General features: G+C 40.8%; 19 protein-coding genes. 18 read left to right on the top strand and 1 reads right to left on the bottom strand.

What is annotated here, in order from left to right; all coding sequences use genetic code 11:
* Nucleotides 1-33: 33 nt before the first annotated feature.
* From N5J47_RS02255 to N5J47_RS02205, 11 genes are all read left to right on the top strand, one after another.
* On the top strand, nucleotides 34-1,092 hold the full coding sequence (locus N5J47_RS02255) for a pilus assembly protein PilM (protein WP_279958702.1): 1,059 nt from the start codon (nucleotides 34-36) through the stop codon (nucleotides 1,090-1,092).
* A complete protein-coding gene (locus N5J47_RS02250) occupies nucleotides 1,092-1,721 on the top strand; it encodes a PilN domain-containing protein (RefSeq protein ID WP_279958701.1) in 630 nt (209 codons plus the stop codon). Before N5J47_RS02255 ends, N5J47_RS02250 begins: the two co-directional genes overlap by 1 nt.
* On the top strand, nucleotides 1,718-2,461 hold the full coding sequence (locus N5J47_RS02245; RefSeq protein ID WP_279958700.1) for a type 4a pilus biogenesis protein PilO: 744 nt from the start codon (nucleotides 1,718-1,720) through the stop codon (nucleotides 2,459-2,461). The genes N5J47_RS02250 and N5J47_RS02245 overlap by 4 nt, the downstream gene beginning before the upstream one ends.
* Entirely contained in the window at nucleotides 2,461-2,988 is a 528-nt protein-coding gene (locus N5J47_RS02240; protein WP_279958699.1) for a pilus assembly protein PilP, read from the top strand. The genes N5J47_RS02245 and N5J47_RS02240 overlap by 1 nt, the downstream gene beginning before the upstream one ends.
* Before the next feature lie 15 nt (nucleotides 2,989-3,003).
* On the top strand, nucleotides 3,004-5,178 hold the full coding sequence (gene pilQ / locus N5J47_RS02235) for a type IV pilus secretin PilQ (RefSeq protein WP_279958698.1): 2,175 nt from the start codon (nucleotides 3,004-3,006) through the stop codon (nucleotides 5,176-5,178).
* A gap of 19 nt (nucleotides 5,179-5,197) precedes the next feature.
* Nucleotides 5,198-5,758 carry a shikimate kinase AroK gene (gene aroK, locus N5J47_RS02230; protein WP_279958697.1) on the top strand — a complete coding sequence of 187 codons (561 nt, stop codon included), beginning with the start codon at nucleotides 5,198-5,200 and terminating at the stop codon, nucleotides 5,756-5,758.
* Nucleotides 5,759-5,779: 21 nt separating this feature from the next.
* Nucleotides 5,780-6,862, top strand: a complete 1,083-nt coding sequence (gene aroB / locus N5J47_RS02225; protein ID WP_279958696.1) for a 3-dehydroquinate synthase — start codon at nucleotides 5,780-5,782, stop codon at nucleotides 6,860-6,862.
* A gap of 19 nt (nucleotides 6,863-6,881) precedes the next feature.
* Complete coding sequence (locus N5J47_RS02220) at nucleotides 6,882-7,760, top strand: hypothetical protein (protein ID WP_279958695.1); 879 nt, start codon at nucleotides 6,882-6,884, stop codon at nucleotides 7,758-7,760.
* 464 nt (nucleotides 7,761-8,224) lie between these two features.
* Nucleotides 8,225-12,703, top strand: a complete 4,479-nt coding sequence (gene gltB / locus N5J47_RS02215; RefSeq protein ID WP_279958694.1) for a glutamate synthase large subunit — start codon at nucleotides 8,225-8,227, stop codon at nucleotides 12,701-12,703.
* A gap of 71 nt (nucleotides 12,704-12,774) precedes the next feature.
* Complete coding sequence (locus tag N5J47_RS02210) at nucleotides 12,775-14,196, top strand: FAD-dependent oxidoreductase (protein ID WP_267980785.1); 1,422 nt, start codon at nucleotides 12,775-12,777, stop codon at nucleotides 14,194-14,196.
* Nucleotides 14,197-14,367: 171 nt separating this feature from the next.
* The gene (locus N5J47_RS02205) at nucleotides 14,368-15,258 is read left to right on the top strand and encodes a metal-dependent hydrolase (RefSeq protein WP_279958693.1); all 891 of its coding nucleotides are present in this window, start codon (nucleotides 14,368-14,370) and stop codon (nucleotides 15,256-15,258) included.
* 961 nt (nucleotides 15,259-16,219) lie between these two features.
* Here the strand turns inward: N5J47_RS02205 and N5J47_RS02200 are convergent.
* A complete protein-coding gene (locus N5J47_RS02200) occupies nucleotides 16,220-16,693 on the bottom strand; it encodes a BLUF domain-containing protein (protein ID WP_279958692.1) in 474 nt (157 codons plus the stop codon).
* A 184-nt stretch (nucleotides 16,694-16,877) separates the two neighbouring features.
* On the opposite strand from N5J47_RS02200, the gene N5J47_RS02195 reads away from it, so the two are divergent.
* The 7 genes from N5J47_RS02195 (at nucleotide 16,878) to N5J47_RS02165 (ending at nucleotide 23,294) form a co-directional block, all read left to right on the top strand.
* A complete protein-coding gene (locus tag N5J47_RS02195) occupies nucleotides 16,878-17,468 on the top strand; it encodes a LemA family protein (RefSeq protein ID WP_279958691.1) in 591 nt (196 codons plus the stop codon).
* A gap of 33 nt (nucleotides 17,469-17,501) precedes the next feature.
* On the top strand, nucleotides 17,502-18,557 hold the full coding sequence (locus tag N5J47_RS02190) for a TPM domain-containing protein (protein WP_279958690.1): 1,056 nt from the start codon (nucleotides 17,502-17,504) through the stop codon (nucleotides 18,555-18,557).
* Nucleotides 18,551-19,111, top strand: coding sequence for a TPM domain-containing protein (locus N5J47_RS02185; protein ID WP_279958689.1), 561 nt, complete (start codon nucleotides 18,551-18,553; stop codon nucleotides 19,109-19,111). Before N5J47_RS02190 ends, N5J47_RS02185 begins: the two co-directional genes overlap by 7 nt.
* A gap of 404 nt (nucleotides 19,112-19,515) precedes the next feature.
* A complete protein-coding gene (locus N5J47_RS02180; protein WP_279958688.1) occupies nucleotides 19,516-20,058 on the top strand; it encodes a pilin in 543 nt (180 codons plus the stop codon).
* A gap of 218 nt (nucleotides 20,059-20,276) precedes the next feature.
* Nucleotides 20,277-20,795 (top strand): pilin, encoded by a 519-nt coding sequence (locus N5J47_RS02175; RefSeq protein WP_279958784.1) that lies wholly within the window; start codon nucleotides 20,277-20,279, stop codon nucleotides 20,793-20,795.
* Between the two features lie 44 nt (nucleotides 20,796-20,839).
* Nucleotides 20,840-21,571, top strand: coding sequence for a TfpX/TfpZ family type IV pilin accessory protein (gene tfpZ, locus N5J47_RS02170; protein ID WP_279958687.1), 732 nt, complete (start codon nucleotides 20,840-20,842; stop codon nucleotides 21,569-21,571).
* Nucleotides 21,572-21,653: 82 nt separating this feature from the next.
* On the top strand, nucleotides 21,654-23,294 hold the full coding sequence (locus N5J47_RS02165) for an O-antigen ligase family protein (RefSeq protein WP_279958686.1): 1,641 nt from the start codon (nucleotides 21,654-21,656) through the stop codon (nucleotides 23,292-23,294).
* The last annotated feature ends 18 nt before the right edge of the window (nucleotides 23,295-23,312 follow it).

Raw genomic sequence — 23,312 nt, 5'->3', positions numbered from 1 at the left:
TTTTGGGGATAAAAAAATAAATAGGAAAGAACTGTGCTCAGGTTATATCGTAAACCAAGTAAGGGGTTAGTAGGGGTCGATATTAGTTCGACAACTGTTAAGTTATTAGAGCTCTCTGTAAAGAACGGTAGATATTGGGTTGAAAGTTATGCCGTGATGCCACTGCCTGAAAACAGTGTGGTGGAGAAAAGCATTCTCAATCCAGAAGCAGTGGGTGATGCACTTGAACGAGTCATCAACCTTGCGAACCCTCACACCACTCATGTGGCAATTGCGGTGCCTACCTCAATGGTGATTCATAAGATCATTGAAATGGATGCCGATATGTCGGATGAGGAGCGAGAAGTTCAAATCCGTATGGATGCTGAGCAATATATTCCATTCCCACTAGATGAGGTTAGTCTTGATTTTGAGGTTTTGCCAGACCGTCTGGCAAACCCGAATCGTGTTAATGTGCTTTTGGTGGCCACGCGAACTGAAAACGTGGATACCCGTGTTGAAGTTTTGGAACTTGCTGGTCTAAGCGCGAAAATTGCTGATGTCGAAAGCTATGCTATGGAACGTGCTTTTAGCGTGTTCGCCGATACCTTGCCAATGGGCGCAAATACCGTTGGTATCTTGGATATCGGCCATACCATGACAACCTTGTCTGTTATGCAGAAAGGCAAGATTATTTATACTCGTGAACAGGTGTTTGGTGGCCGTCAATTAACCCAGGATGTTCAGAGTCGCTACGGTTTGTCTTTCGAAGAGGCTGGACGTGCGAAAAAAGAAAGAACATTGCCAGATGACTATGATACTGAAGTGCTAGAACCATTTCTTGATGCAGTAGTTCAACAGGCTGCCCGTTCACTTCAGTTCTTTTTCTCCTCTTCTCAATTTAATGAAATTGACCATATTTTGCTTGCGGGCGGAAATGCAAATATCCCAGGGCTGGCAAAATTGTTACAACAAAAATTAGGTTATCGCGTCACCATTGCCAATCCATTTTTACAAATGGGTTTTTCTCCCCAAATTGATATTAAAAAAATTGAAAATGATGCTTCCTCATTGATGGTGGCATGTGGTCTAGCATTGAGGAGTTTTGATTAATGGCAAAGATTAACCTACTCCCTTGGCGTGATGAGCTAAGAGAACAACGAAAGAAAAAGTTTGTTGCATTTTGTGTTGGGGTTGCCGCATTAGGGGTTGTATCAGTTTTTTCTGGGTGGGTGTATTTTGATCAGAAGCTGGATGATCAGGAACAGGCCAATCAATTGATTGTCAGTACCAACCAAAATTTGGATACGCAACTAAAATCGTTGGATGGCCTGCAAGAGCGCCGCAATGCAATTATCGAGCGTATGAAGTTGATTCAGGGATTACAGGGACAACGTCCAATTACAGTCCGCTTGGTTGATGAATTGGTACGTGTCACACCGCCAACCATGTATCTTACTAAATTTACCCGTACAGGGGATAAATTTACCATTGAAGGGAAAGCGGAAAGTCCAAATACAGTGGCTGAATTATTGCGTAATCTTGAAGCATCGCCTTGGTACCGCAATGCCTTTATGAATTCGTTCTTGGCGGCCGAAGAGAATAAAAATAAAACAGCAAGTTCTTTGGTTCCTCGCGTTGAAGAAAACTATGGAAGTTTTGTTGTAACTGTAGACTTAGGTGAAATAGGGACAACAGCTGAATCTGAATCAGCAACACCAGCCGCAGGGGTGACACAATGAGCCAAGAAGAATTAAATGATTTTAACCAAGAAGTCACTTTAAAGAAAAAGAAGATGACAGTAGATCAGTTCTTCCAACAGTTCAATACATTGGATATGAACAATTACGGTAGCTGGCCAGCATCTGTTAAAATTACCTGTTGGATTTTTATTTTCCTAGCTGTACTTGCGCTTGGTTATTTTGTGGTGATTAAGTCACAGTTGGAAGCAATTGCAAATGCGCAGGCAAAAGAGCAGAGCCTACTGAATGAGTTTAAGGAAAAAGACTCCAAACTACGTAATTTGCAACAATATCAAACACAATTGCAGGAAATGGAAGCAAATTTTAATCAGCAACTACAGCAGTTACCAAAAGAAACTGAAATTCCAAGTCTAGTTGAAGACATTAACTTGACTGGGGTGAACTCTGGTTTGAAATTTAAAAATATTCGTTTGGAAAGTGAAGTTAAGCAAGAGTTCTTTATAGAGCAGCCAATTAGCATTGAGGCCACGGGGGATTACCATGCTTTTGGTGCATTTACGACAGGAATTGCGGCTCTACCACGTATTGTAACCCTGCATGATTTTACGGTTGAAGCAAAAGAGGATACTCAGAAAAAATCTGATATTCCAGTCATTAATTATACAGTAAAAGCAAAAACTTATCGCTATGTAGGTGTGGACGAGCAAGCAGAGACCAATCCATCTACAGGTGTAACAAATTCTACAAGTACTCCACCTGCACAAGGGGGACAACATTAATGAATAATTATAAAATTTTCCTTGGATTGGTATGGGTCGTTGGATTGGTCGGGTGCGATTCCCGTATCGATGCAGTCAATCAACAGATGGCAGAAATTCGTAATCAACCACCCTTGCCAATTGAACCTGCACCAGTATTTACACCTGTGCCATTATTCAACTATGCAGCGCATCAGTTAAAAAGCCCATTTATGCCAAGTTCCTTGGCTGCTGAGCTTAAGATTATGGCAGGTAAGCGTGTTTATCCTAATTTTAATCGTCAACCACAACCATTAGAGAGTTATGCTTTAGAATCGCTTAATATGAAAGGCAGTATGCGTGGTAAAGCCAATGATACAATTGCCTTAATTCAAACTCCTGATGGACAGATTGAGCGTGTTCAAGTGGGCAGTTATCTGGGAATGAACCAAGGGCGCATTATTAAAATTAGTCCAACTCAAATCGATTTAGTGGAGATTGTGCCAGATGGGCGAGAAGGGTATGTGGAAAGGCCTAGAACACTCGTTTTAATTGGACCAGCACAGTAGATTAAGGGAATAACAATGAAAAAACAGTTTAAAGATTCTTTATTTGGGGAAGCGAAGACCATGAATCATGCATTCCGTCAGTTTTCTATGGGTGCTGTTGCTATCGCAATTATGCAGTTTGCGTCAGCACAAGTGAGTATGACCAATATTGTGCCAATGAGCTTGGCTGATCAGGGTACAGAAATCCGTGTCATGTTTAATGGCTTACCTCCCCAACCACAAGCATATCAGCTTGAACAACCAGCCCGTTTAATTCTGGATTTTGATAAGGCACAGCAAAGTCTAAAGCAGACCTCAATTCCTGTATCAACCAATGAAGCCAGTTCTATTGAGGTTGCTGCCGATGATCAGCGCTCTCGTGTAATTGTGAATTTAAAGGAGGCAGGTGCATTTACCACACGTGTGGAGGGAAATACCTTTGTTCTTAAAATTAACTCAGCACGTCCATCTTTAGCAAATGTATCTACGTTATCCCGCCAGCCTCAACAGGGTATCTCCAATATTGGATTCCAACGGGGTAAAGATGGTGAGGGGCTGGTTGTTATAGATTTGTTGGGGAATAACACTCCAGTCGATGTACAACAACAAGGTAGCAAGATTATAGTACGGACGATGGGAAATAAGGTTCCAGTGCATTTGGCTCGTCGTTTGAATACCAATGATTTCGCCACTCCAGTGGCAAGTGTTGATGCCTATAATGATAAAGGTAATGGTGTGATTACTATTCAGTCTGCAGGCAGTTATGAGTATATGGCTTATCAGGCAGAAAATAAGTTAACGATTAGTTTAAAGCGCCCAGAGGATAAATCTCCAACAAAAGCAAAAGCTCAAACTTATACCGGCAATAAAATCTCTTTAGATTTCCAGGATATTGAAGTTCGCCGTGTCTTACAACTTCTTGCAGATTTCACTGGCATCAATATGGTGGCAGCTGATACTGTACAAGGTAATATTACTCTTCGTTTGAAAGATGTGCCTTGGGATCAGGCTTTGGACATTGTATTAAAAACCAAGAATTTGGATAAGCGCCGTAATGGTAATGTGATTTGGATTGCACCTGTAACAGAGTTAATTAAGGCTGAGGAAGAAGAGGCCAAGGCAATTGCTCAAAGTGTAAAACTAGCTCCAATACAGTCAGAGTATATTACGCTAAGTTATGCTAAAGCTGCCGATGTCTTGAAACTGATAGAAGACTCTCGTGATGGTAAAGGAGCTATAGCAAATGGTACAGCAAATTCGGGCTCATTAGCGTTAGAGAGTTTATTAAGTTCTCGTGGCAGTGCTGTAGCTGATACACGAACAAATACTTTGATTGTTAATGATACTGCTCTTAATATTGATAAGATTCGTAGAATGGTTGATTTACTGGATGTATCAGTTAAACAAGTGATGATTGAAGCACGCATTGTGAGTGCAAGCACCGATTTTACCAAAGAGATGGGGGTGAAATGGGGAGTATTATCACAAGGAATTACCAGTAATCGGAATTTATTGGTAGGTGGAAGTGATACGACTTTATGGAATTTACGTGAGCCAGAAAAGGATTCCGAAACAGGTAGTTATAAGTATACAATTGAACGTCCAGATAACCTGAATGTAGATTTGGGTGCGGTAACGCCAGGTGCGAGTCGTATTGCTTTTGGTTTAATTAGCTTGTCTGACTTTATGCTGGATCTGGAGCTTTCAGCAGTGCAGGCAGATGGCTATGGTGAAGTCATTTCAACACCAAAAGTGATGACTGCAGATAAGCAAGCTGCGAAAATTGAGTCGGGTACACAAATTCCATATGCTTCCTCCTCAGGTTCTGGTGCAAATGCGGTACCGAAAACAGAATTTATTAATGCTACCCTCAGTTTAGATGTAACCCCAAGCATTACTCCTGAGGGTAAGGTTATGATGAAACTGAATATTACTAAAGATGCACCAGGGCAGCCAACCCCAACAGGTCAGTTAACCATTAATAAGAACGCCATAGATACAAATGTATTGGTGGACAATGGTGAAACGGTGGTGTTGGGAGGTATTTTTGAACAAGAAAATATCAATTCCCAAACTAAGGTGCCTTTCTTGGGGGATATCCCGTTTGTTGGAAAATTATTCCGTCGGGATACCAAAAAGGATAGCAAGCGTGAGCTACTTATTTTTGTGACCCCGAGAATTGTTAATGACACTTTGACTAGAAATCATTAATATATTTTCAATCGTTGCAATGAATATAGGTGGCGCGTTGCCAAGCAAAGCGTTTGAAACCCTACCAAATATTTATTTGGTAGGGCCAATGGGAGCAGGTAAAACAACAGTTGGTCGGCATTTGGCGGAGTTGTTAGGGCGAGATTTTCTTGACAGTGATCATGAGATCGAACGGAAAACAGGTGCTACCATTCCCTGGATTTTTGAGAAAGAAGGTGAAGCTGGATTTCGGTTGCGTGAAACCAATGTAATAAATGAGTTAACTGCTCGTTCTGCACTGGTTTTAGCGACTGGTGGTGGTGCTGTTACCCAATCTGCAAATCGAGAATTTCTTAATCAACGAGGCATTGTCGTCTATCTTTATACACCTGTAGAACTTCAATTACAGCGAACTTATCGCGATAAAAATCGTCCATTATTACAAGTCGAAAATCCAGAACAAAAACTACGAGATTTATTGACCGCACGTGATCCTTTATACCGTGAAGTTGCGCATCATATTATTGAAACAAATCAGGGTGCTGCACGTGATTTAGCACAACGGATTCTCCAAATTATTTTATCCCAGTCCGTTCAATGAATTTCTTAGTGGTTTAATTATATGCAAACATTACATGTTGAATTAGGTGAGCGTCGTTATCCAATTTTTATTGGCAGTCATTTAGATCCTAAGGTATTGCTTGAACCTTATTTGCGTGGTCGGCAAGTGATGCTGGTTTCAAATACAACAGTGGCCCCTTTATATATGCAGCATTATGTGGGTGCACTGACTGCTTTGGATAAACAGGTCGCACAATGTATATTGCCTGATGGTGAGCAGTATAAGGATATTCAGCATTTAAACCTGATTTTTGATGCTTTACTTGAGGCTGGCTTTAACCGCGATTGTACGGTGTTGGCTTTGGGTGGTGGAGTGATCGGTGATATGGCAGGCTTTGCATCGGCCTGTTTCCAGCGTGGGGTCAATTTTGTACAAGTACCAACCACCTTGTTGTCTCAGGTTGACTCAAGCGTAGGTGGCAAGACGGGTATTAACCATTCTTTGGGTAAGAATATGCTGGGTGCTTTCCAGCAACCACAAGTTGTATTGGCAGATATGGCCCAATTGGATACTTTGCCTGACCGTGAGCTGTCTGCAGGTTTAGCTGAGGTAATTAAGTATGCCTTGCTGGGTGATGTGGATTTTCTGGTCTGGTTGGAGCAGAACATGGATGGATTGGTAGGACGTGATGCCAACCTGCTGGCGGAGGCAGTATATCGTTCATGTGCCCATAAATCCAGGATTGTCGCCAATGATGAAAAAGAACAGGGTGAGCGTGCACTATTAAATCTGGGTCATACCTTTGGTCATGCGATTGAGTCCTATCTAGGCTATGGAACCTGGTTGCATGGTGAGGCCGTTGCAACGGGTATGGTGATGGCGGCAGATTTGTCCCATCGCCTGGGCTGGATTTCAGCTGAAGATGTGCAACGTACAAAAAATATCATTCAACGTGCCAATTTACCGATATCATGTCCAAAAATTCCATTAGATGAGTTTCTGGCTTATATGTCACATGATAAAAAAGTCTTAAATGGTCAGTTGCGCCTAGTTTTACTTAAGAGGTTGGGGCAGGCTGTAATCACCAAGGATTTTGATATTGAGCTCATGAAGCAATCCATTCTTGCGAATCAATCTGCATAATTAAACATTTGGGAAAAGCATGGCTGTGTCACGATCAATCTGGCAAAATATTCAACAGTACAGTTGGCTGGTTTTTGCGCTGGCTTGTTTAATTGCCGCATTGGTTTTTTGGGCGATTACAGATAATAAAGCATTGGTAGAGGTCGAACAGCCAGCTAAAACTGAAGCACAGGTGCAGATTCAGCCAGAGAAAGTTGCCGCGACCGCTCATTTGGGAGCCCTTTCTGATGAGGTAAAACCATTGGATTTAACCACACGGGTGGTGGTGTCCAATGAGCATGCGCCTGAATTTCGGGGCACAAAGTTTGTTAAGGAAAATCAGCGTCAATGGACCATGGAAATTTTCCGTAGTTCAGATGAGGCGATTGTGAAAAACTTCCTGTTAAACCGTGCTGATCGGAAAAAGTTTATCTATTTCCGTTTAAGTGGTCAGGATCAGGCTGAGCAGTATGTTTTGGCTTATGGTGTATTTACGAATTCGGAAGACGCAAACCGTCAATTTACACAATTGAATCTGGTTTTGCCTGAATCTATTCAACCCAAAGCCCAGCAACTATCAACCTATGCCGATTTTGTAAATGATTTGGGTTCTGATGAACTAAAATCTGCTGCAAATCAGTTATATGCGATTCAATTAAAACCAGTAGCTCTTCCGAAAGTTGATGAAACTCTGCTGATTGGTGCCAACACATCACAAAAAACAGCGTTAGCTGGGGGTGAACGAACACTAAGCGACCCAACCACAACCGTGAAAACGATAGTGACACAACGTGATGCGCAGGGGAATGTTGTGAATGTAAAACAGAGTCAGTCTGCACCTCAACCCATTTCCAGTTCTGAAAAATTAAAAGAAAATTCAGATTCCCAGAGAAGAGAGATCAGTGATCCATTTAACTAATATTGCACCAATATGAAACAATATTGATTCTTTTTATGGCATTGTGATTTTTTTTGGTGCAATTTTATTTCTTGGTCTTTAGTGCTTAGTTTCTATAATTTAAAGTTATTTTAATTTTTTTAATGATTTAGTAAATGTGTATTTATTTGGCATGTTTTTTGCTTTCTTGTGGTGCTAATTTGTCTGCTCATTGCCCTTTTTTGTGCTAAAAGATTCATTAATTGAGTGAAATGGAAAGTTTTTTATACTTTACAAGTATTTGTTAAAGTGTAATAACTGAAAACACTTTATATAGTGAAATACGCTGATTCTTGCATAAGAAAGGCGTATATTTGCAAATCCGCCAGTGAAAATGTTTTTGCGAAGCATTGAACTTTAAATGAGTTAATCGACAATATCGCAGAAAATGAATTGATTGTTTGTTGCTCGAAAGAGCCATGTTGAAAGAAGGGTACGCTATGCACATGCCATCGCCTAATACTGTAGCTCCCGCTCAAGGTCTATATCAGCCTGATGAGTTTAAGGATAACTGTGGTTTTGGTCTGATTGCCCATATGAAGGGTGAATCAAGCCATCATCTGGTCGAAACCGCGATTCACAGTTTAAGTTGCATGACGCACCGTGGTGGTATTGCCGCAGATGGTAAAACGGGAGATGGATGCGGATTGTTGTTGGCAATGCCAAAACAGTTCTTTCGTGATGAGGCACAGAAATTAGGTGCAAATCTCACTGAGATTTTTGCGGCAGGTACAATATTTCTCAATATTGATCCTGCATTAGCGCAAAATGCCAAGAATATCCTAAATAAGGAAATTGCTGCTGAAGGCCTGACTGTTGCGGCATGGCGTATTGTACCCACAAATAATGATGCTCTAGGTGAAATTGCACTGCAATCGTTGCCTGCATTTGAACAAATTCTGGTTAATTGCCCAATGGGCTTAACTGAGGTTGAGTTTAACCGTAAACTCTTCCTGGCACGCCGTCGTGCTGAACAACAATTACAAAATGATCCTTTGTTCTATGTCACCACTTTGGCGACAACGGTCATCAGCTATAAAGGCTTGATGATGCCAGCAGCAATTGCTGACTTCTATACCGATCTGGCTGATGCGCGTTTGACTTCACACATTGTGGTGTTCCACCAGCGTTTCTCAACCAATACCTTGCCGCGTTGGCCATTGGCACAACCATTCCGTTATCTTGCACATAATGGTGAGATTAACACCATTACTGCCAACCGTAACTGGGCATTGGCACGTACGCCTAAATTTGAAAACCCATTATTGCCAGGTTTAACTGAGCTTAATCCGATCGTAAACCGTACTGGTTCGGATTCATCAAGCTTGGACAACATGCTTGAAATTCTTGTGGGTGGTGGCATGGATCTATTCCGTGCGCTACGTATGCTTGTTCCACCAGCATGGCAAAATGTTGAAACCTTGGATGCGGATCTACGTGCATTCTATGAATTTAACTCTAAGCACATGGAAGCTTGGGATGGCCCAGCAGGTCTGGTGATTCAGGATGGTCGTCATGCGATCTGTATGCTTGACCGTAATGGCTTGCGTCCAGCGCGTTGGGTCATCACTAAAAATGACTACATTACGCTTGCATCTGAAATCGGTGTATGGGGCTATGAGCCAGAAGATGTGGTGTCTAAAGGTCGTGTTGGTCCTGGTCAAATTTTGGTTGTTGATACATTGACTGGCAAAGTGCTGGATACCAAAGATGTCAGCAATCACCTGAAAAATATGCGCCCATACCGTGAATGGTTGCGTGATCATGCGATTCGTTTACAAGCCAACCCACAGCTTGAAGAGCAGTTGCTTGATCAGGGGCTAACAGGTGACAAGCTAAAAGCCGCACAAAAAATGTTTATGGTGACATTTGAAGAGCGTGATCAACTGTTACGTCCTATCGCAGAAAGCGGTCAGGAAGCAGTCGGCTCAATGGGTGATGATACCCCAATGGCAGTATTGTCCCGCCAAGTGCGCCATGTGTCTGACTATTTCCGTCAGCAGTTTGCTCAGGTGACCAACCCGCCAATCGATCCATTGCGTGAATCGATTGTGATGTCACTGGAAACTTGCTTGGGCCGTGAACAGAATGTGTTTGAGCAAGGTCCAGAGCATGCAGACCGTATCATCATTTCCAGCCCTGTATTGTCTAATTCAAAAATGCATCAGCTTCGTGATGTTGAAAAAGAGCGCGAAGGCTATGGCGTTGTTGATATTGACCTGAACTATGCTGAAGCTGAAGGCTTACAAGCAGCAATTGCTCGTATTTGTGAAGAAGCAGCTCAGGCAGTACGTGATGGAAAAACACTGATTGTATTAACAGATAAGAATTTCCGTGAAGGCTTCTTACCTGCGAATTCAGCATTGGCAACAGGTGCCGTGCATCACCACTTAATTAAAACTGGTTTACGCACAGATGCGAACATTCTAGTTGAGACTGGTTTTGCCCGTGATCCGCACCAATTTGCAGTATTGCTCGGCTTTGGCGCAACAGCGGTTTACCCTTACCTGGCTTATGATGTGATCAATGACTTGGTTGCAAAAGGTGAGCTATTGGGTGACCCAATCCATGCGCAAGCAAACTTCCGTAAAGGCATTGAGAAAGGTCTATTAAAAGTTCTTTCTAAAATGGGTATCTCAACGGTTGCTTCTTATCGTGGTGGTCAGTTGTTTGAAGCGGTTGGTCTTTCTTCTGAGGTCGTTGATAAATGCTTCCTTGGCGTACCAAGCCGTATTCAGGGTGCGACTTTTGCTGACCTGGAAAATGACCAGAAAAAATTGGCAAGCACAGCTTGGTCAAATCGTAAACCAATTGATCAGGGTGGTTTGCTGAAATTTGTATTTGGCAAGGAATACCATGCCTTTAATCCAGATGTAATCAATGCCTTGCATAGAGCGGTACGTTCTGGTCAATATCAAGACTTTAAAGAATATGCTGAACTGGTGAATAACCGTCCAGTGGCAACCATTCGTGACTTGTTCAAGTTAAAAACAACTGATTCAATTGCGATTGATCAGGTTGAAACGATTGAAGAGATTCTGCCACGCTTTGACTCTGCGGGCATGTCTTTGGGTGCATTGTCACCTGAAGCGCATGAAGCGATTGCGATTGCCATGAATATCATTGGTGGTCGTTCGAACTCAGGTGAAGGCGGTGAAGACCCTGCACGTTATGGCACCATCCGTAACTCGAAAATCAAGCAGATTGCATCGGGTCGTTTTGGTGTTACGCCTGCCTATTTAACTTCTGCGGAAGTGTTGCAGATTAAAGTGGCACAGGGTGCAAAACCAGGTGAGGGTGGTCAGTTACCAGGTGGTAAAGTGAATGGCCTGATTGCACGTTTACGTTACTCTGTACCAGGCGTAACGCTGATTTCTCCACCGCCACACCATGATATTTATTCGATTGAAGATTTATCGCAATTGATCTTTGACTTAAAACAAGTCAATCCTCAAGCGATGGTGTCAGTGAAACTGGTGTCTGAACCGGGTGTTGGTACGATTGCTGCGGGTGTGGCAAAAGCATACGCTGACTTCATTACCATTTCAGGCTATGACGGTGGTACAGCTGCATCACCACTTTCATCTATTCACCATGCGGGTTCGCCTTGGGAATTGGGTTTAAGCGAAGCGCATCAAGCCCTACGCGTAAACGACTTGCGTGGCAAAGTCCGTGTTCAAACCGATGGTGGTCTGAAAACAGGTCTAGACGTCATCAAAGCAGCGATTTTAGGTGCTGAAAGCTTCGGTTTCGGTTCTACACCGATGATCGCATTGGGTTGTAAATACCTGCGTATCTGTCACTTAAATAACTGTGCGACTGGTGTTGCAACCCAACAGGATCATTTACGTCAGGAACACTATATTGGTGAACCTGAAATGCTGATCAACTTCTTCAAGTTTATTGCAGAAGAAACCCGTGAATGGCTGGCTGCATTGGGTGTTGCATCACTGAAAGACTTGATTGGTCGTGTGGACTTACTTGAAGTTTTACCTGGTGAAACTGACAAACATGCACACCTTGATTTAAGTGCGTTATTGACCTCACACCCTGCGGCTGAAGGTAAGGCGCAATATTGCCAGGTTCAGGGCAATGCACCATTTGATAAAGGTGTCTTGGCTGAGAAAATGGTGGCTGAAATGTTGCCAGCGATTGAAGCAGGCACAGGTGGTTCATTTAACTTTACTGTAGGCAACTGTGACCGTTCAATCGGTGCTCGTATCTCAGGTGAAATTGCTCGTCGTTATGGCAACTTGGGTATGGAAGGCAGTCCTGTTGTAATGAACCTTGTCGGTACAGCAGGTCAATCACTGGGTGTTTGGAATGCGGGCGGTTTGCATATCAAACTTGAAGGTGATGCCAACGACTATGTCGGTAAAGGTATGGCAGGCGGCCGTGTATCGATCTTCCCACCGAAAGGTTCACCGTTCCAAACGCAAAATACTGCGATTATTGGTAACACCTGTTTATATGGTGCAACAGGCGGTAAGGTCTTTGCAGCAGGTACAGCAGGCGAGCGTTTTGCGGTGCGTAACTCAGGTGCATTTGCCGTGATTGAAGGTGCAGGCGACCATTGCTGTGAATATATGACAGGTGGTGTGGTGACTGTGCTTGGTAAAGTTGGACATAACTTCGGTGCAGGTATGACAGGTGGTTTTGCTTACGTGCTTGACCTTGATAATGACTTTGTCGATTACTATAACCACGAGTTGATTGACCTGAATCGTATCTCTACGGAGTCGATGGAAGACCATAAAGAAAACCTGTTGCGTATTCTTGATGAACATATCAAGGAAACAGGTAGTGCTTGGGCATACAAAATCCGTAATGAATTTGACTTCTATAGTCGTAAGTTCTGGCTTGTGAAACCAAAAGCTGCTAATTTGCAAACGCTTTTGAAAACAACCCAAGCTGATCCACAATAATTCCACGACTGCAACGACATAGGCAGGTGCAGAGATGAATGACATCACTGCGCCTACCCACGGAGAGAGACATGGCAGAACGCCTCAATAATGACTTTCAATTTCTGGATGTACCACGTCAGGATCCAGAGAAAAAAGATATTACTGTCCGCAAAGCAGAGTTTGTGGAAATTTATAAACCTTTTACTGCGGAAGTGGCTTCAAACCAGACACATCGCTGTTTAGGCTGTGGTAATCCATATTGTGAATGGAAATGTCCAGTACATAACTACATTCCAAACTGGTTAAAGCTGATTGCGGAAGGCCAGATTTTCCAGGCGGCTGAACTTTGCCATCAAACCAATACATTGCCAGAAGTCTGTGGTCGTGTGTGTCCACAAGACCGTCTGTGTGAGGGCGCTTGTACCTTAAACGATGGTTTTGGTGCAGTGACGATTGGTAATGCTGAAAAATATATCAATGATACCGCCTTTGCTTTAGGCTGGCGTCCAGATATGTCTGGCGTGAAGTGGACGGATAAAAAAGTTGCAATCATTGGTGCAGGTCCAGCAGGTTTAGGCTGTGCGGATATCCTTGCCCGTGGTGGTGTGAAACCAGTGGTATTTGACAAGCGCCCTGAAATCGGTGGTCTTCTTACATTCGGTATTCCAGAATTTAAAATGGAAAAAGATGTGATGAAACGTCGTCGTGAAATCTTCACGGGGATGGGCATTGAGTTCCGTTTAAATACTGAAATTGGTGTGGATGTCACGATTGAACAACTGCTTGCTGAATACGATGCCGTATTTATGGGTATGGGAACCTACACCTACATGAAAGGTGGCTTTCCAGGTGAAGACCTGAATGGTGTTTACGATGCACTGGATTTCCTGATTGCCAACGTGAATCGTTGCCAAGGTTGGGAAAAAGATCCAAGTGAGTACATCAGTGTTGATGGTAAAAAGGTAATTGTTCTTGGTGGTGGTGATACTGCAATGGACTGTAACCGTACCTCATTACGTCAAGGTGCGCATGATGTGACTTGTGCTTATCGTCGTGATGAAAGCAACATGCCAGGTTCTGCTCGTGAAGTGAAGAATGCCTATGAAGAGGGTGTAAAATTCCTGTTCAACCGTCAACCGATCGAGATTGTTGGCGAAAATGGCAAAGTGACAGGCGTGAAAGTGGTGACTACACAGATGGGTGAACCTGATAGTCGTGGCCGTCGTAGTCCTGAGCCAATTCCAGGTTCTGAGGAAGTATTACCAGCAGATGCGGTGTTACTTGCATTTGGTTTCCGTCCAAGTCCAGCAGACTGGTTTGGTTCAGCAAATGTTGGCCTGGATGGTTCAGGTCGTGTGGTTGCGGCTGAACAGCAAGAGTTCAAGTTCCAAACCTCTAACCCAAAAATCTTCGCAGGCGGAGATATGGTGCGTGGTTCTGATCTGGTTGTGACTGCAATCTGGGAAGGTCGCCAAGCTGCTGAAGGAATCTTGGATTATCTTGGTGTCTAATTAAACATTCTATAAGTCGTATTTCAATAAAGCCTGCTTATGCAGGCTTTATCTTTTTCACTTCATCTTTTTGGTAGTTTTGGCAAACCTTATAAGCTTTTTCGCCCTGTCGCTGAGGTTTTTCTGGCGCAATACTCGAAGATGGACTAGGAAATCATGCAGGCAACAACGATGGCTCTTGCAAATACGAATATGGAAAAAACCTATTTAAATCGCCCCAAGGCATTGGGAATTACGGTACGACGGCTACAGTTCAACCCTAAAAAAATAAAACGGCATTATTTTGCCAACTCACCGTTAATGTCACATCTTTTAACCGCACTTTCTTCAACCTTTCCAATTGGTGAACAGTATTTTGTCAACAGTGTTCGCAATGTGCGTGATAAAGTAAAAGACCCGCAGTTGCAAGCGCAAATTGCTGCCTTTATTGGGCAGGAGGCGATGCATTCCAAGGCCCATACCGAGTTTAATGATGCATGGCGTCGTGATGATTATAATCTGGACCGCTTTCAGGCCTGGCTGGCAAAGCGTGATCATGCACTTCGGAATATCCACCCTAAATTACAGTTGGCCTTAACCTGTGCCTTTGAGCATTTTACTGCCATGCTGGGAGGGTATGTGCTTAAACATCCAGAAGTCTTGAGCACGCTGGATGATGACGCGATGAAACTCTGGGTTTGGCATGCGATTGAGGAAATTGAGCATCGTTCTGTTGCATTCGATGTGTATCAGGAAATTTATGGTGATGATCGTATTCGCCGCCTGCTCATGCGTAGTGTAACAACAGGGTTTGCGAGCTTAACATTTTATGCCACCACCCGATTGATTTGGCAGGATAAATGGGAAAGTTTGCCCAAAGTTGGTGGAAACCTGTTTGGAATCTATTTATTAGCTAAGATGTTGGTTCAATTGATCCCAGAATACCTTTCTTATTATCAGGCTGATTTTCATCCTGCAAAGCATGACTATACGAAATTGGTGAATTACTGGAAAGCACGAATGGCCGATGAGTATGGCATGATCTCTTTTCAGGAGGAAACAGCTTCAAGACTCTATAGTTGATATTGATTGGGTAAGAGCTATTTTATATATAAAATAGCTCAGTTTTTTTAGATATTTATCTTTCTGTTTCCATGAATACTGAGATTTTGTTGTTTAACATTTTATTTTGATATACTTTTAACAAGTAGTTAATTATAGCTTTTATATTTAAATAACTGGTGAGAGTAATTAAAAACATCAAAATTACTTTTGAATCTAAACTCATAAAAAGAATACTGATGTAGAAAATACTAAGTAATGAAAGAATGAATTTGGTGTTATAAAAGCAATAAGCACAAAAGACACCATATATAAATGCTGAAAGACATAGATTAAAAATGGGAGGAATTCCAATATGGTTGAAAAAAATAATAAAAAGGCATAAAGCAATCGCTGATATGGAAAACACCAGTACATCTTTCAATATATACATACTCTACTCTCACTCTAATTGAACATTAAAAATATTACCCTGTTCTTTCCGCGCTGTAGAAAGAACAGGGTACTCATCTTTGTTATTCGCTACTGTTACTTATTGAGTTTGTAAAAACCTAAAAACAGGGTCGTGAAAGCCAGTTTTTTTATAGATATTCTAATTGAATTCAATAAGTAACGCTTTCTTGCTGAGTTTTTCCATTATAAAAAAGAAGATGAAAGCGAAAATAAGAAATAACTTACATGATTGTAGGAAATGGCTTACATTTGTATAAAAAATAAACAAAATTAACAGTTCAGTTTATTGTGAAAAGTTTTTATATATCATTTGGTTATGGTTGTTTTTTGCTATTTTGTTTTTAAATTGGTTTTTACAAAAGTGTACATTACTTTAACATTATGAATTTACTGAAAATTAAGGTTTATTTATGTGGGAATAGGGTAATAGATCTTAATAGGTATGAGTTTTATGAATAAAGCAGCAATTTGATATATCAATTTAAATTACTAAAGCTAAATAAAATTCTATTGAATGGAAAATTAATTCCTATATTAAAGGGTTGACCCCCCTATACTTAAAACCAATTTTTTTCTTTGGTTGTACTTTATTTTGAGTCGCTTTTATCAATATATTTAAGCATTTGGTTAAGCTTTCTGAATCTAATTGATCAGGAGAAGACGGTTGGTCCTTTTGTTCTTTTAAGAATGCTTTTAGGATTGAATTGCGTCGTACATATTTCATTGACCATTCTCTAAAATGACGTTGTTCAATATTTTCTGTTTGTAGATGTATAACCTGATAATGTCGTTCATCAGACTGAATACTTGCAAAAAGTGTTTCAACGATACTTTTCTCTCCTTCCAGACATTGAAAAAACCTATGGTCGGCATAATAAAGCACACCACAGATATCATGCTGAGCATTAAAATTACGTGCTGTGATGAGAATATCCTGTAATTCCTCCAATAGATTTTCTCGATTTTGATCTCGTTGACTTACATAGCACAAACGGATGATCATTCACTAATGCTCTGAAAAATAAAAAATTATTATAGACTAATATGAGGGGGAAATAGTAAGTTTTCAGATGACTCTATGCAATGATATAAAGATTTCAACAAATAAATGTTACACAGCAAACAAAAAATATTATTACAATGATTTTATGCACAAATATAAAGAAAAACTTGAGGATAAATTTTTTATGAAAGTGATCAAACAAACTGCGCTCGCAACTGTATTGGCAAGCACCTTATTGTTCACAGGCTGTGGTTATAATACCTTGCAGGTGAAAGATGAGGCGGTCAATGCTTCCTGGTCTGAAGTACAAAACCAGTATCAACGTCGTGCTGACCTTGTGCCTAATTTGGTCAATGTAGTGAAAGGTTATGCCAAACATGAAGAGCAGGTGCTTACAGAAGTCACGCAGGCGCGTTCCAATGTTGCAGGTTTAAAAGTGGATAAGGAAGTGCTGGAGGATCCAGCGCTGTTTGAAAAATATCAACAGGCACAGAGTCAGTTGACGGGTGCCTTATCACGTTTGATTGCAGTTTCTGAAAACTATCCTGATCTAAAGGCTAATGAACAGTTCCGTGATTTGCAAGCCCAGCTCGAAGGAACGGAAAACCGTATTGCTGTGGCACGTAACCGTTATATTACAACAGTTCAGGACTACAATGCCTATGTCCGCCAGTTCCCGCAAGTGATGACTGCAAAAGTAATTGGGATGAAAACCAAGGAAAATTTTAAGGCAGACTCATCTGCACAACAGGCGCCAACAGTTTCATTTAATTAATCGTTGAAATTGTTTTCGGCTTAGGAGGGGCGTATGTTGATCAAGTTAAAGCAAAAATTAAAATATGTTTTAGCCATCATTTTTGCGATGCTTTGTTTTCAACATACAACCTGGGCTGAGATCGCCACTGCGACAGATCAGGGTGATCTAGTGGTTGCTGGAAAAATTATTCAGCAACAGCAGCAACAAAATAAATCAACTACAACCATAACACCAGAACAGGCTCCAGTACTACCTACAGTTGCCAATGATATGGCAGATGGGGAATCTATACGTGGTTTACCCACTTTAAACCAACCTGTGATTGATCAAGCTAAGATATTGAACGAGGCTGAAATACAGCAACTCAATCAAAAAATTCTAGCGCTTTATCAACAAGGTAAAGCTCAAATTGGTGTCATTATTGTACCCACCACAGGTCAGGAAGCGATTTTTGATTTTGCCTTGCGCACAGGTGAAAAATGGCAGCTTGGTTCAGCAAAACGTGATAATGGCTTATTAATAGCAATTGCGGTGAATGACCGTAAAATTCAGATTCTAACAGGGTATGGTCTGGAAGGTGTTTTACCTGATGTAGTGCTCAGCCGTATTATTCGCAACCAAATTACGCCTGCATTTAAACAGGGACAATATGCACAGGGAATTTCAGCTGGGCTGGATGAGATTAGCCGTATTGTAAACCTTGACCCTGAAATTGCCCAGCAGGCTGCACAAGAACTTAAGGATCGGCATGACCAAGCCTTACATGAGCAGCAAGCTAAAGACAACACATTGACTATGGCACTCTTTATCCTGATTGCTGGTGTCGTAGGTTCCTTTATTGTGGGTAATCGTTTAAGTGCTTCCACTGCGGCTGTGGCAGTAACTGTTGCGGGACTGGTCAATGGTGCTGGTCTTGTGATGAGCCTGTTGTTAGGCATCGGAATTTTCTTTCTACTGATTACTTCATTGGCACAGCTTATTTTTCAAGCCTTTTTGTCGGGTGGTGGACGAGGGGGCGGTGGAGGAGGCTTTGGTGGCGGCAGTGGAGGTGGTTATAGTGGTGGTGGCGGCAGTTTTGGCGGGGGAGGAGCATCAGGCTCATGGTAACAAAGACAGATACAACACAGATTATTACTCAGCCTAAACTGGATGCGCATGTTCAACCAAGTTTAAAGCGTTGGTTTAAACACTTCCTTTATATATCTTCTACGCATCGTTATTTCAATAAGCAAGATAGAATGCACATAGCTAATGCTGTGCAACAGGCTGAAAAAGGTCATGTCGGTGAAATTCAGGTGGTGATAGAGGGACATATTCCCTGCTCTCAGGCGTATCACCAGAATACACAATTACGTGCTCAACAGCTTTTTGCTGAGTTGGGGGTATGGGATACTGAACTCAATAGTGGTGTATTACTCTACTTAAACCTTTGTGAGCGCAAAGTTGAAATTGTGATTGATCGGGGTTTGAAAAATGCAACGCAAACTACGACATGGAATAAAATTTGCCAAAATATCGTTGTTACCTTGACTCAAAAAGAATATTTGCGAGCTGTGACTGATGGTGTGAATGAAATTGGGAAAGTTTTAGATCAATACTATGTAAAAACTGATCTACAAGATCAAAATGAACTCCCTAATGAGCCTATTATACTGAAATAAATTGGTTTTTTTGTTATTGTTTTTTTTTGGAATGAATTGTAAATATACTGATCTGTATATTTAAAGTTCCATTGAAAGGATGTTTTCTTTATTCCGATAAACGGTTGATTAAATTTTTAGCTTTATAAAGATTTTTTTTGTGATTTATTTCGCTCATTTTTAAAACAATTAGAAAATAATCAAGATTGATACTCTCTAACATAAAGGATAAAAAGCTAAAGTTGACATTTTTTGTCATTTTTTTCTTTCATGTGTCAGGATTGGTTTATATGTGAGCAAATAGAATATTCTTTAAGTCTCTGTTTTTTTGCGTTAAAATTGGCTAAGCTAAGGATTGGCATAGAACATGCTAAATACAAAGTAGCTCGAAAGGCTTATAAAAATTTATACATTGGAGAAATGTTATGAACACAATGCAAAAGGGTTTTACTCTTATCGAATTGATGATTGTTGTAGCGATCATTGGTATTTTGGCTGCAATTGCAATTCCTGCATATCAAAGTTATACAGTACGTACAAAAGTAACTGAAGGTCTAACTTTAGCAAATGCTGCAAAAACTGCAGTTGCTGAAACTTTTGCAACACGTAACTCAGGTACGATTGCGGCTTATTCAGGAACTGGTACTTCTGCCGCAGGTTCTTATGGTTATGAGTATACTGCGGGTGAAAATGTAGCTTCTATTGAGATTGCAGAAATTACAAATGTATTAGCTCCTGTATTGAATACATCAGGTGTAATTACAATTACTTATGCAGGTCAATTGGCTTCTACATTAGCTTCTACAATTCGTTTGGTACCTGGTAGTGGTGTGGTCAATAGTGGAACTACAGGTTTACCTGCAGCTGCATTATCGCAAGCTGCACCAGTAGTTTGGGGTTGTACATTACAGTCTGGTAAAGAAGCATCATTTAAATATGTACCATCAAATTGCCGTTACGCTAACTAATATTTAGTTGTATATAATAGTAAAACGCATCTTCGGATGCGTTTTTTTATTTTTATTGCTATAGAGGCCCTAATCGCAATAAATGAGAATAATCTGACAAAAATTGTTATCAATAGCTCTATGCTTTAAATTAAGATGTTGTTATATATGAAAAAAAAAGTTGGCATCAAAATTGTAGTAATAAAATTAGTTATGCTTAAAGGAGTTAGATAATGAAGATCATAAAAGGTTTTACACTTATTGAATTGATGCTCGTTGTTGCTATTATTGGGATATTGGCTGCGATAGCTATTCCTGCATATCAGAGCTATACCATACGTACAAAAGTTTCCGAAGGACTACTATTGGCTAGCGGTGCGAAACTTGCAGTGGTTGAGATGTTGGGGTATATGATTAGTGGGAGTGTGGCACCTTATAGTGGTTCTGGTCCTAATATAGGAGGATCTTATGCTTTTCAATTCACTCCTACTGAGAATGTGAGTAGTATTAGTATTTCGGGTATTATTAATCTAGCCGCACCAGTCATGGATGAAGGGCAAATCGAAATTGAGTATACAGGTGTTTTAAATGCTGCATTAGGTTCTAATCTGATATTGACACCAGGTTCGGGAAATGTAAGCAATTCAGCTCGTCCTAGTACTGCTGTTATTTCAGGGCAACCCATTGTATGGGGATGTGGTGTACGTTCAACTATGGCTTATAAATATATCCCAAGTAATTGTCGTTATATATTATAAGGCATAAAATATACAAACTTTCATGGATGGAATATAGGAATCAAATGTCTGCTCGTCTTAAAGCTTTTTTAATACATGCTTTGTTTTCTATTGGTATTGCACTTATAGTTATAGGAATAGTATTTTTTATTTGGTATCCAGCGCCGTTGGCAAAAGCAGTTGGTGTAACAAATATCTTTTTTATGATGTTGGGGATAGATGTTATTTTAGGGCCACTTTTGACATGGGTTGTTTATAAGCAAGGGAAAAAAACACTGATTTTTGATTTAACTGTCATTGTGATATTACAAGTTTCAGCTCTAGGTTACGGTCTATGGACAATTTCTCAAGGTAGGCCAGTTTGGTTGGTTTATAATGTAGATCGTTTTGACAGTGTTCGGGTAAATGATATTGACAGCCGTGGTCTTGCTAAAGCAAAAGTAGAATATCGAAACCCCTCATGGATTTATCCGCAATGGATTGGAGCAACAGCTTCAAACAATACAGAGGAAAATAATAAAATTATCTTTGAGTCAGTTTTTTCTGGTATTGATATTCCACAACGTCCAGAGCGATATGTTTCTTTATCTGAAGTTAAGTTACAGATTCAAAATCGTAAACAAAATTTAGAGTTACTTCAACAATATAATAATTCACAGCAAGTCAAAAATGTATTAGGCCAATATCCTCAGGCAACAGCTTTTGTACCTTTAAAGGCGAATGTTGTTGATATGGTGGTTTTGTTGGATAAAAACAACGATGTTATTAAAATTGTAGACCTTCGCCCTTGGAAGTAAATTGTAGTTTTTATCTTATATTTGATTTGTATGTTAAGGCTTAGCGATATAATTCAATGAGCTTTTCTATCCTGTAAAATTTATGCCATCTGTATGCCTCATTCTCGCTAGCCTCTTACTTAGTTTTGCGTGGCTAGCTCCATTTCATACCTATCCCTGGGTGACTTTTTCCAGTGAATTGGCAACTTTCGGTGCTGCATTAGCTTTATTTTCACTCTTTCTCAATCAAAATGTTCAGATACCCAAACTACAACTTTATATATTGCCAGTTGCATTTGTTCCCTTATTGCAATGGAGTAGGGGCTTAGTCTCTGATTTTAGTGTTGCCTTATTGAGTATAGTATATCTATTGGGTTTTTGGGCCATGGTGGTGATGGGGTATAACCTATTGTTACAACCAAGTGTTCGTGAACAGTTGATGCAAAGGGCTTGTTGGCTGTTACTTATTATTGCGAGTGTTACTAGCCTGATGGCGATGATACAATGGCTGGGGCTTGAATCAAGTGTATATGGCATTATGGAGCTTAAAGGCAATCGTCCCTATGCCAATTTTGGTCAGCCAAACAATATGGCGACTTTTTTGGTGATGGGGTTAATGGGGGCTTTATATTTATATGAGAAACAAAAGGCTTCCGTATGGTTGCTTGCTTCTGCAAGTTTAGTCATCCTGTTTGCAATTGCATTGAGTCAATCCCGAACGTCATGGGTAGTATGTTTATTTATTTTCATCTATTGGATTTACAAACAGTTTAGACAAACCCCACGTTTAAATGTTCTCAAGCTGTCGTTATGGTGTGCTGGTTTTTTCGCAATAGCAGCTTGGGGGATTCCTGCCTTTACCCATGCGATTGAAAGTTCTACTGGAACGGCGGTCATTGAGGCTGATAGCATTGTAGAGCGAGCAAGTTCAGGCTATCTGCGTTTCGAAATCTGGACTCAAATGCTTTTGGCATTAAAAGAGCAGCCTTGGCTTGGATATGGCTGGAATCAAACCAGTGTTGCACAAATGACGATTTTCCATCTACATCCGTCACATGAATGGGTGACTAGCGGACACAATGTGTTGCTGGATATTCTCGTCTGGAACGGGATTCCTCTAGGGCTTTTGATTATTGCCTATATGGCGGTATGGCTACTTTGGCTTAATAAAAATACGAAAGACACTACTTCAATTGTTGCGATGCTGATGGTGAGTGCCATCCTGATCCATGCAATGCTTGAATTTCCACAGCGTTATGCCTATTTTTTATTGCCCATGGGCTTTCTGTTGGGATTGATTCAGGCTCAAACACCTAACTTAAAAGCTATCACACTTCATAAAAATGTGATTCTTGGTTGCTGGGTACTTTCACTTATTTTGCTATTCATAATCTGGAGGGACTATAAGGTTTTTCAGGAAAATAGCCAATTGTTATTCAAGGGACAGCAACCTACAGCAGAGATTATGGGGAGTTCACGTATTTTATTACTGACTCAATTCCAACAACGCCTAGTTTGGATTGCATTAAAACCAACGGTATCTATGTCGGATCAGGATTTAATGCAGTGGGGGGATATGGTTAAGAACAAGGCAACGCCTTATAACCTGAAGAAATATGCCCAGTTATTGGTTTACAACCAAAAGATGGCTGAAGCAGAGCAACAGCTTTTTATATTGCAACAGTTGTATGGAGAGAATATAGGGTTGGCTGACATTGTTGAAGTAAATCATAATTTAAAATAATAACTTTTACTTGGTTCT

Origin of the sequence: Acinetobacter sp. GD03645 (assembly GCF_029845285.1) — a bacterium.
GTDB lineage: Bacteria > Pseudomonadota > Gammaproteobacteria > Pseudomonadales > Moraxellaceae > Acinetobacter > Acinetobacter corruptisaponis.
Note: the sequence above shows the minus strand (reverse complement) of the source record. Positions and strands in the feature narration are given on the sequence as shown.

What these genes read in the sequence shown, in the direction of transcription:
- N5J47_RS02250 (WP_279958701.1), top strand. Translation starts at nt 1,092, where the DNA reads ATGGCAAAGATTAACCTACTCCCTTGGCGTGATGAGCTAAGAGAACAA.
- N5J47_RS02245 (WP_279958700.1), top strand. Translation starts at nt 1,718, where the DNA reads ATGAGCCAAGAAGAATTAAATGATTTTAACCAAGAAGTCACTTTAAAG.
- N5J47_RS02240 (WP_279958699.1), top strand. Translation starts at nt 2,461, where the DNA reads ATGAATAATTATAAAATTTTCCTTGGATTGGTATGGGTCGTTGGATTG.
- pilQ (WP_279958698.1), top strand. Translation starts at nt 3,004, where the DNA reads ATGAAAAAACAGTTTAAAGATTCTTTATTTGGGGAAGCGAAGACCATG.
- aroK (WP_279958697.1), top strand. Translation starts at nt 5,198, where the DNA reads ATGAATATAGGTGGCGCGTTGCCAAGCAAAGCGTTTGAAACCCTACCA.
- aroB (WP_279958696.1), top strand. Translation starts at nt 5,780, where the DNA reads ATGCAAACATTACATGTTGAATTAGGTGAGCGTCGTTATCCAATTTTT.
- N5J47_RS02220 (WP_279958695.1), top strand. Translation starts at nt 6,882, where the DNA reads ATGGCTGTGTCACGATCAATCTGGCAAAATATTCAACAGTACAGTTGG.
- gltB (WP_279958694.1), top strand. Translation starts at nt 8,225, where the DNA reads ATGCCATCGCCTAATACTGTAGCTCCCGCTCAAGGTCTATATCAGCCT.
- N5J47_RS02210 (WP_267980785.1), top strand. Translation starts at nt 12,775, where the DNA reads ATGGCAGAACGCCTCAATAATGACTTTCAATTTCTGGATGTACCACGT.
- N5J47_RS02205 (WP_279958693.1), top strand. Translation starts at nt 14,368, where the DNA reads ATGGCTCTTGCAAATACGAATATGGAAAAAACCTATTTAAATCGCCCC.
- N5J47_RS02200 (WP_279958692.1), bottom strand. Translation starts at nt 16,693, where the DNA reads ATGATCATCCGTTTGTGCTATGTAAGTCAACGAGATCAAAATCGAGAA.
- N5J47_RS02195 (WP_279958691.1), top strand. Translation starts at nt 16,878, where the DNA reads ATGAAAGTGATCAAACAAACTGCGCTCGCAACTGTATTGGCAAGCACC.
- N5J47_RS02190 (WP_279958690.1), top strand. Translation starts at nt 17,502, where the DNA reads ATGTTGATCAAGTTAAAGCAAAAATTAAAATATGTTTTAGCCATCATT.
- N5J47_RS02185 (WP_279958689.1), top strand. Translation starts at nt 18,551, where the DNA reads ATGGTAACAAAGACAGATACAACACAGATTATTACTCAGCCTAAACTG.
- N5J47_RS02180 (WP_279958688.1), top strand. Translation starts at nt 19,516, where the DNA reads ATGAACACAATGCAAAAGGGTTTTACTCTTATCGAATTGATGATTGTT.
- tfpZ (WP_279958687.1), top strand. Translation starts at nt 20,840, where the DNA reads ATGTCTGCTCGTCTTAAAGCTTTTTTAATACATGCTTTGTTTTCTATT.
- N5J47_RS02165 (WP_279958686.1), top strand. Translation starts at nt 21,654, where the DNA reads ATGCCATCTGTATGCCTCATTCTCGCTAGCCTCTTACTTAGTTTTGCG.